The following is an 8,698-nucleotide window of genomic DNA, read 5'->3' on the forward strand; positions in this document are numbered from 1 at the left end:
CTTGAGCTTCGTCTTGTAGGCGGTCAGTTCGGCAAGGTTCGGCAGCTTGCCGTGCACCAGCAGGTAGGCGATTTCCTCGAACTCGCAGGCGCCGGCGAGTTCGAGAATGTCGTAGCCGCGGTAGTGCAGGTCGTTGCCGGTGCGGCCCACCGTGCACAGCGCGGTGTTGCCCGCCGTCACGCCGGACAGCGCGACGGATTTCTTCGGTTTGAATGCGCCCGGGGCGCCGCCCGGTTGGGCAGCGGATTGCGAAGCAGCCGTTTGCATCGTCGTATCGCTCATCTCCAGCGCTCTCCTGTGCTTTGCCCTTCTGTCAATCCTGACCCTCGCGTGGGCCCGACGCCGCCCGCGGCGCGGACCCGGCGTTATCGCCGAACAGCGGCGCGGCTTCCGCGGGCGCCGCGCGCCCGGTCGAACGCGCACGGCGTAACACCGACCAGTAGTAGCGATAGCTCGCGCGATCATGCAGCGTATCGCGATGACGCGTCGGGCCCCACTGCGCCGCCTGTGCGGCAAGCAGAATTTCGGCGGCCGTCGCGATTTCGTCGTCGCGCGGCGCGAACGCGGACACGATTGCCGGAATCTGCGCGGGATGGATGCTCCACATCCGCGTGTAACCGAATTCGTTGCGCGCCCGCGCGGCGTCGTTTGCGACGACGTTCATATCGCGCACTTCCGTCGAGACGTTATGCGACGGCACTTTGCCGTATGCATGGCACGCGGCGGCGATTTCGAGCTTCGCGCGCCTGACGAGCGGATGATCGAACTGCCCCGGCGAGCGCATCGCGGTATCGGGAATCGCGCCGTCGTGCGCGGATACGAAGTCCATCAGGCCGAAGCTCAGCGCCTCGACGCCGGGCAGCGCGGCCAGCTCGAACACGCGTGCGAGCGCGCCATGTGTTTCGATCAGCAATTGCACCGGCACCGGTTGCGCAATACCGAGCTCGCGCCGCGTTGCTTCGATAAACGCGACCATTTCGGCGGCGTCCGGCACGCTGCGGATTTTCGGCAGCGTGATAAACGCCGGTGCGCGCTTTGCGGCGCGCAGTATCAGGCGCACGTCGTCGCGCCAATGCGGATGATGAAAGTCGTGGATGCGCACACCGACGCGGCCAAAGCGATCATGCTCGCTGCCGGGAAACGAAGCGACCAGCTCCGCATGCTCGGTTTCGCGTCCGACCTGCGCGCCATCTTCGCAGTCGAGCGTGATATCGAATACCGGCCCGAGCTCCTGCTGCAGCGCGAACGATTTCAGCATCAGCTTCTCGCTGCCGGCGTAGTGATCGCAGGCAGGCAGGATGGTGGGCGGCGCTTCGCCGTCAAACAGCACTTCGGCGGGAGTGAGGGCGCGCATTCTCGGCGTCAAAAGCGTGGTTTCTAGTTGAATAAGTCCGATTCGAACGCATTCTGGGCGTGGCGCGGCGGGTGGGGACCGCGTGAGGCTGGAGAACATGCCTGACTGGATGCTCCCCGTATGGGCACCCCGTGCAGTTGTCCCTCACTCGTGCCCATAATCGGGCGTCCTTCAGCGGCCATCCTTTAGCGGGCGTCCCTAACCGGGCGTCCCAAAATACATTCGAATCAGAGGCGAAGGTCACACAACGCGCTGGCCTTCGCGCAATCAAAGTCCACTGCGTAAAAAACCGGAACCCGCCGCGCTGCAACGAGGTCCCGGTTGTTTCGCATCGCAGGCTTACAGCAGATGCTTGACGCCGTCGCGCTCTTCGAGCAGCTCGTTGAGCGTGCCGTCCATCTTCTCGCGCGAGAACGCGTCGATTTCGAGGCCCGTGACGCGCTTGTATTCGCCGTTTTCGCACGTGACCGGCACGCCGTAGATGATGTCTTCCGGAATGCCGTACGAGCCGTCCGACGGAATGCCCATCGTCACCCACTTGCCGTTCGTGCCGAGCACCCAGTCACGCACGTGGTCGATCGCCGCGTTCGCCGCCGACGCCGCCGACGATAAACCGCGCGCTTCGATGATCGCGGCGCCGCGCTTGCCGACGGTCGGGATGAACACGGTGCGGTTCCATTCGTCGTCGTTGATCAGCTTCGTGAGCGATTGGCCGTCGACCGTCGCGACACGGAAATCCGGGTACATCGTCGGCGAGTGATTGCCCCACACGGCGAGTTTTTCGATCGACGCGACCGGCTTGCCGGACTTCGCGGCGAGTTGCGACAGCGCGCGGTTGTGGTCGAGGCGCAGCATCGCGGTGAAGTTCTTCTTCGGCAGATCCGGCGCCGACTTCATCGCGATATACGCGTTGGTGTTGGCCGGATTGCCGACCACCAGCACCTTCACGTCGCGGCTCGCGACATCGTTGAGCGCCTTGCCTTGCACCGTGAAGATTTCGGCGTTGGCCGACAGCAGATCCTTACGCTCCATGCCCTTCGAACGCGGGCGCGCGCCGACCAGCAGCGCGATGTCAGCATCCTTGAACGCGACCTTGGGATCGTCGGTGACCACGACGCCCGCGAGCAGCGGGAACGCGCAGTCTTCGAGCTCCATCACGACGCCTTTGACGGCGGCTTGCGCTTGCGGCAGGTCAAGCAACTGCAGGATCACCGGCTGGTCCTTGCCGAGCAGGTCGCCGTTGGCGATGCGAAATAGCAGGGAGTAACCGATTTGACCTGCGGCGCCAGTGACGGCAACACGCTTTGCGGGCTTAGCCATTGAGAAATCTCCAGGACGGTGCGTTAGTGCGTTAGACGCTTGAGAAAACGCCATTTTATATGCGCGTCACCCGAAGCGTGGCAAACACGATGAACTCTTTGCGCAGCCGCGCGATGCCTGAAGGCGCCATCCGCGCGCTGCAACGAGGCCGCCGCGCCGGGCCGCTTGAATGGACCGGCAAAGCTGCCGAGCAGAGTGCGGATGTCGCTCGCGCCGCGATGGCGCGCATGGCCCGCTGCAACCTGGCGAATCCCGCAATAGCGCATTTCGGCGAGCGTCGATGAGGTCGCGTGAGGCTGAGCCGGGCCCGTTGGGCGGGGCCGCTCGAGGCCTTTGCAGCCAATTGTGAGGCGGACGGCAGGCGAATCGAAAGCTGGACTGATGAGGGCGCAGCGTGCACGGACGGTGTTTCAGGCTACGCTTCGTGCCTGCATTTCTGCGCTGCAGCGTAACCGGGAAACAACCCGCAAACCCTTGCTCGACAAGGAGTGTAGGAGTGGGCTGACGCAAAGTCAACAGTATCTTATGTCTTATATAAGACATAAGTATTGAGCCAAAATATCTGGACGTCCGGCGAGCCTTTATGATGAAATGCGCGAATGAATTCGAACCAGGCGAGCTCCGCGAATCCGGTCGGCCCGACGGGCGCAGGCGAAGGTCTGCCCGCCGCCGCATCGTCTTCATCGCCCACGTTCAGTCCGCTCTACCAGCAGATCAAAGGCCTCATAACGCAGAGCCTCGAGTCCGGCGAATGGAAGCCCGGCGAAATTATCCCCAGCGAAGTCGAACTGGCTGCCCGTTACAAGGTGAGCCAGGGCACCGTGCGCAAGGCGATCGACGAGCTTGCCGCGGAAAATCTGCTCGTGCGGCGCCAGGGCAAGGGCACCTTTGTTGCGACGCACAACGAGGACCGCGCCCAGTTTCGCTTTCTCAGGTTACTGGCCGATGACGGCGTCGAGCATCCGCACATCAGTAAGCTGCTTGAATGCAGGCGGCTGCGCGCTTCGGCGGAGATTGCACGCCAGCTCGATCTGAAACCGTCGGACCCGGTCGTGCTGATCAGGCGTCTGTTGCAGTTCGACGGTGAAGTCACGGTTCTTGACGAAATCTGGTTGCCGGGCGGCGTGTTTCGCGGGCTTACGCTCGAGCGCCTGTCCGATTACAAGGGGCCGCTCTACGCGATGTTCGAAACCGAGTTCGGCACGCGCATGATTCGCGCGTCGGAGAAAATTCGCGCGGTGGCGGCGGACCCGGCGGTCGCCGATCTGCTCCGTGTGCCGCCGGGTTTTCCGCTGTTGTCGGTGGAACGCGTGTCGTACACGTATGGCGACCGGCCCGTCGAGGTGCGGCGAGGTTGGTATGTCACAACCGGCTATTACTATCAGAACGACCTCAGTTGATGCAAACGATGAAGCGGGCGCAGATTGCCGGCATCGACTGTGACAACGTCTTTATTGCCGCCGATATAAAGCAGTCTTGAGCAGATGTTCGCTGCAGCGCGGAATGAAAAGGCGCTAAAATCGCGGATTAGTGTGACTACATAGTAGGGGTCTAGCATGGCTGAAGCCGTAAAAAAACCGAGGCCGGAATTCCGGAATATCGGTATCGGGCAGATTCTGACGTCGTACCGCCTCCCGCTAGCGGGGCGCGTGTCGATTTTGCATCGTGCGAGCGGTGCTCTGCTTTTCATCTTCCTTCCGTTTCTGCTGTACCTCTTCGATCAGAGTCTCACTTCCGAACTCAGCTTCGAAGTTTTCAAAGTCTTTCTCTCCAACATTATCGTCAAGCTGATCACGCTGGTCCTCGCGTGGGCTTTCCTGTTTCACTTCTGCGCCGGTATCCGTCACCTGCTGATGGACACCAACCACAATGCGGTGTCGAAGGAAAAAGGCAAGAGTTCGTCAGTCATCGTGTTCGCCGTGTCGTCGCTGCTGACCATCGCGTTCGCGCTCAAACTGTTCGGAGCCTTCTAAAACATGTCTTCCAATAACCGCATCGGTTCGAAGCGCCTCGTCGTCGGCGCGCATTACGGCCTGCGCGACTGGCTCGCGCAGCGCATCACCGCCACGATCATGGCTATCTATACCGTGATCCTGCTGGTCTGGTTCTTCGCCGCGCAGGCATTCTCGTACGACGGCTGGGCCGCGATCTTCGCGACGCAGTGGATGAAGCTCGCGACGTTTGTCACGTTGCTGTCATTGTTCTATCACGCATGGGTCGGTGTGCGCGACATCTGGATGGACTACATCAAGCCGGTCGGCACGCGTCTCGTCCTTCAGGCACTGACAATCGTCTGGCTGCTCGCGTGTGCGGGCTACGCCGCGCAGATTCTCTGGAGAGTGTAAAAGAATGGCTGCAATCAAAAGTTCTCTGCCGCGTCGCCGTTTCGACGTGGTGATCGTCGGCGCGGGCGGTTCGGGGATGCGCGCGTCGCTGCAACTGGCGCGCGCGGGTCTGTCGGTGTGCGTGCTGTCGAAAGTGTTCCCGACGCGTTCGCATACGGTCGCCGCGCAAGGCGGCATCGGCGCATCGCTCGGCAACATGAGCGAAGACAACTGGCACTATCACTTCTACGACACGATCAAGGGCTCCGACTGGCTCGGCGACCAGGACGCGATCGAGTTCATGTGCCGCGAAGCGCCGAATGCCGTGTACGAACTCGAGCACTTGGGCATGCCGTTCGACCGTAATGCGGACGGCACGATCTACCAGCGCCCGTTCGGCGGCCACACCGCGAATTACGGTGAAAAGCCGGTGCAGCGCGCGTGCGCGGCGGCCGACCGTACCGGCCACGCACTGCTGCATACGCTGTATCAGCAGAACGTTGCGGCGAAGACGCAGTTCTTCGTCGAATGGATGGCGCTCGACCTGATTCGCGATGCGGACGGCGACGTGCTCGGCGTGACCGCGCTCGAAATGGAAACGGGCGACGTCTACATCCTCGAAGGCAAGACCACGCTGTTCGCCACGGGCGGCGCGGGCCGCATCTTCGCGGCGTCGACCAACGCGTTCATCAACACCGGCGACGGCCTCGGCATGGCGGCGCGTGCGGGCATCGCGCTGCAGGACATGGAGTTCTGGCAGTTCCACCCGACCGGCGTGGCCGGCGCGGGCGTGCTGATTACCGAAGGCGTGCGCGGCGAAGGCGGCATTCTGCGTAACGCGGACGGCGAGCGCTTCATGGAGCGCTACGCGCCGACGCTGAAAGACCTCGCGCCGCGCGACTTCGTTTCGCGTTCGATGGACCAGGAAATCAAGGAAGGCCGCGGCGTCGGTCCGAACAAGGACCACGTGCTGCTCGACCTGTCGCACATCGGCGCGGAGACGATCATGAAGCGTCTGCCGTCGATCCGCGAAATCGCGCTCAAATTCGCGAACGTCGACTGCATCAAGGAGCCGATCCCGGTCGTGCCGACCATTCACTATCAGATGGGCGGCATTCCGACCAATATGCACGGTCAGGTGGTCGGCACGTCGCGTGACCACGAAGAGGCGGTCAACGGCTTCTACGCGGTCGGCGAATGCTCGTGCGTGTCGGTGCACGGCGCGAACCGCCTCGGCACGAACTCGCTGCTCGACCTCGTGGTGTTCGGCCGCGCGGCCGGCAACCACATCATCAAGCACGCGGGCGCGATGAAGGACCACAAGCCGCTGCCGGCCGATGCGGCCGACCGCGCGCTCGAGCGCCTTGCGAAGCTCGAAGCGTCGTCGTCGGGCGAGTACACGCAGTCCGTCGCGAACGACATCCGCGCGTCGATGCAGGCGCATGCGGGCGTGTTCCGCACGTCGAAGCTGCTCGCCGAAGGCGTCGAGAAGGTGAACGAGCTGAAGGAGCGCGTTGCCAACGTGCATCTGAAGGACAAGTCGAAGGTGTTCAACACCGCGCGCGTCGAAGCGCTCGAACTGGCCAACCTGATCGAAGCGGCGCGCGCCACGATGGTGTCGGCCGAGGCGCGCAAGGAAAGCCGCGGCGCGCACGCGCAGAGCGACTTCGAACATCGCGACGACGAAAACTGGATGCGCCATACGCTGTGGTTCAGCGAAGGCGATCGCCTCGACTACAAGCCGGTTCATATGAAGCCGCTGACCGTCGAATCGGTGCCGCCGAAGGCACGGACCTTCTAAGGCACAGGCACAAGTCAAAGGACCCACACTATGGCCAAGCGTATTTTTGAACTCTACCGCTACGACCCGGACAAGGACGCAGCGCCGCGCATGCAGACGTACGAGCTCGAAATCGACTCGCACGAGCGCATGCTGCTCGACGCGCTCATCAAACTGAAAGCCGTCGATGAAACGCTGTCGTTCCGCCGTTCGTGCCGCGAAGGCGTGTGCGGCTCGGACGCGATGAACATCAACGGCAAGAACGGCCTCGCGTGCCTGACGAACCTGAACGATCTGCCGCAGAAAATCGTGCTGCGTCCGCTGCCGGGCCTGCCGGTGATTCGCGACCTGATCGTCGACATGACGCAGTTCTTCAACCAGTATCACTCGATCAAGCCGTACCTGATCAACGACACGCCGCCGCCGGAGAAAGAGCGCCTGCAGTCGCCGGAAGAGCGCGACGAGCTCGACGGCCTGTACGAGTGCATTCTGTGCGCGAGCTGCTCGACGTCGTGCCCGAGCTTCTGGTGGAATCCGGACAAGTTCGTCGGTCCGGCGGGCCTGTTGCAAGCCTATCGCTTTATCGCAGACAGCCGCGATCAGGCGACCGGTGAACGCCTCGACAACCTGGAAGATCCGTACCGTCTGTTCCGTTGCCATACGATCATGAACTGCGTCGATGTGTGCCCGAAGGGGCTCAACCCGACGAAGGCGATCGGCAAGATCAAGGAATTGATGGTGCGCCGCGCTGTCTGAGATGGACGGATCCTCGCATCAGTCCGACCCTCTACGCCGCGCGCGCCTTCGCTGGCGCGCGCGGCGCGGCTTGCTGGAAAACGATCTGATCTTCGAGCGTTTTTTCAGCCGATATGAGCATGACCTCAGTGATGCGGACGTCGGTGTGCTGACGCGCCTGCTGGAGCTGAGCGATAACGACCTGATGGACTTGCTGCTTGCGCGCAAGGAACCGGAAGGCGACCTGGCCGACCCGGACGTCAGACGGGTCCTCGACATGCTGCGCACGGCCTAGCCGGGCTGAGAGCCGGCGGCCGTACGAGGCCCCGGCAGTTCGACCGGTTGACCGTGCCGCATGCGTGGCCGAGAAGGCGTGCAATTATCGAAACCCTGTTTCCTACTTTCGATTGAGGATGTGCTATGACTCCGTCAGATGTTAAAGCCACGCTATCGTTCAGCGACAACTCGCCGAGCGTTGAAATGCCGATCTACAAGGGCACGTTGGGCCCGGATGTGATCGACATCCGCAAACTGTACGGCCAGACCGGCAAGTTCACGTACGACCCGGGCTTCATGTCGACGGCATCGTGCAACTCGGCTATCACGTACATCGACGGTGACAAGGGCGAACTGCTGTACCGCGGCTATCCGATCGACAATCTCGCGGAAAACGCCGACTTTCTCGAAACCTGCTACCTGCTGCTGAAGGGCGAACTGCCGAACGCGCAGGAGAAGGAAGAGTTCGTGAAGACCGTCACCAGTCACACGATGGTGCACGAGCAGATGCAGTTCTTCTTCCGCGGCTTCCGTCGCGACGCGCACCCGATGGCGATTCTGGTGGCGGCGGTCGGCGCGCTGTCCGCGTTCTATCACGACTCGCTCGATATTACGAATCCGCGTCACCGCGAAGTGTCGGCCATCCGCATGATCGCGAAGCTGCCGACGCTGGTCGCGATGGCGTACAAGTACAGCATCGGCCAGCCGTTCGTGTATCCGCAGAACAATCTGTCGTACAGCGCAAACTTCATGCGCATGATGTTCTCGAACCCGTGCGAAGAGTACCAGGTCAACGACGTGCTGGTGCGCGCGCTCGACCGCATCCTGATCCTGCATGCGGACCACGAGCAGAACGCGTCGACTTCGACGGTGCGTCTTGCGGGTTCGTCGGGTGCGAACCCGTTTGCG

At 62.4% G+C, this 8,698-nt stretch carries 10 protein-coding genes; 7 read left to right on the forward strand and 3 right to left on the reverse strand.

Annotation, left to right across the window (positions count from 1 at the left end):
* The 3 genes from HV675_RS31500 to HV675_RS31510 form a co-directional block, all read right to left on the reverse strand.
* Positions 1 to 282: citrate/2-methylcitrate synthase (locus tag HV675_RS31500; protein ID WP_425496150.1), on the reverse strand; the 282-nt coding region annotated here is incomplete at its 3' end.
* Between the two features lie 31 nt (positions 283 to 313).
* Positions 314 to 1,354 carry an HpcH/HpaI aldolase/citrate lyase family protein gene (locus HV675_RS31505; protein ID WP_175115374.1) on the reverse strand — a complete coding sequence of 347 codons (1,041 nt, stop codon included), beginning with the start codon at positions 1,352 to 1,354 and terminating at the stop codon, positions 314 to 316.
* A gap of 339 nt (positions 1,355 to 1,693) precedes the next feature.
* Complete coding sequence (locus tag HV675_RS31510; RefSeq protein ID WP_175115375.1) at positions 1,694 to 2,674, reverse strand: malate dehydrogenase; 981 nt, start codon at positions 2,672 to 2,674, stop codon at positions 1,694 to 1,696.
* Positions 2,675 to 3,273: 599 nt separating this feature from the next.
* On the opposite strand from HV675_RS31510, the gene HV675_RS31515 reads away from it, so the two are divergent.
* From HV675_RS31515 to HV675_RS31545, 7 genes are all read left to right on the forward strand, one after another.
* Entirely contained in the window at positions 3,274 to 4,074 is an 801-nt protein-coding gene (locus HV675_RS31515) for a GntR family transcriptional regulator (RefSeq protein WP_175115376.1), read from the forward strand.
* Positions 4,075 to 4,230: 156 nt separating this feature from the next.
* Entirely contained in the window at positions 4,231 to 4,647 is a 417-nt protein-coding gene (sdhC, locus tag HV675_RS31520) for a succinate dehydrogenase, cytochrome b556 subunit (RefSeq protein WP_175115377.1), read from the forward strand.
* Between the two features lie 3 nt (positions 4,648 to 4,650).
* Positions 4,651 to 5,019, forward strand: coding sequence for a succinate dehydrogenase, hydrophobic membrane anchor protein (gene sdhD / locus HV675_RS31525; protein WP_175115378.1), 369 nt, complete (start codon positions 4,651 to 4,653; stop codon positions 5,017 to 5,019).
* Positions 5,020 to 5,023: 4 nt separating this feature from the next.
* Positions 5,024 to 6,799, forward strand: a complete 1,776-nt coding sequence (gene sdhA, locus HV675_RS31530; protein ID WP_175115379.1) for a succinate dehydrogenase flavoprotein subunit — start codon at positions 5,024 to 5,026, stop codon at positions 6,797 to 6,799.
* A 30-nt stretch (positions 6,800 to 6,829) separates the two neighbouring features.
* Complete coding sequence (locus tag HV675_RS31535; RefSeq protein WP_175115380.1) at positions 6,830 to 7,534, forward strand: succinate dehydrogenase iron-sulfur subunit; 705 nt, start codon at positions 6,830 to 6,832, stop codon at positions 7,532 to 7,534.
* A gap of 1 nt (position 7,535) precedes the next feature.
* Complete coding sequence (locus HV675_RS31540; RefSeq protein WP_175115381.1) at positions 7,536 to 7,808, forward strand: FAD assembly factor SdhE; 273 nt, start codon at positions 7,536 to 7,538, stop codon at positions 7,806 to 7,808.
* A 125-nt stretch (positions 7,809 to 7,933) separates the two neighbouring features.
* Positions 7,934 to 8,698, forward strand: a 765-nt coding sequence (locus HV675_RS31545) for a citrate/2-methylcitrate synthase (RefSeq protein WP_281364199.1), incomplete at its 3' end; no start/stop codon positions are given.

Source organism: Paraburkholderia solisilvae (genome assembly GCF_902859875.1).
Lineage (GTDB): Bacteria > Pseudomonadota > Gammaproteobacteria > Burkholderiales > Burkholderiaceae > Paraburkholderia > Paraburkholderia solisilvae.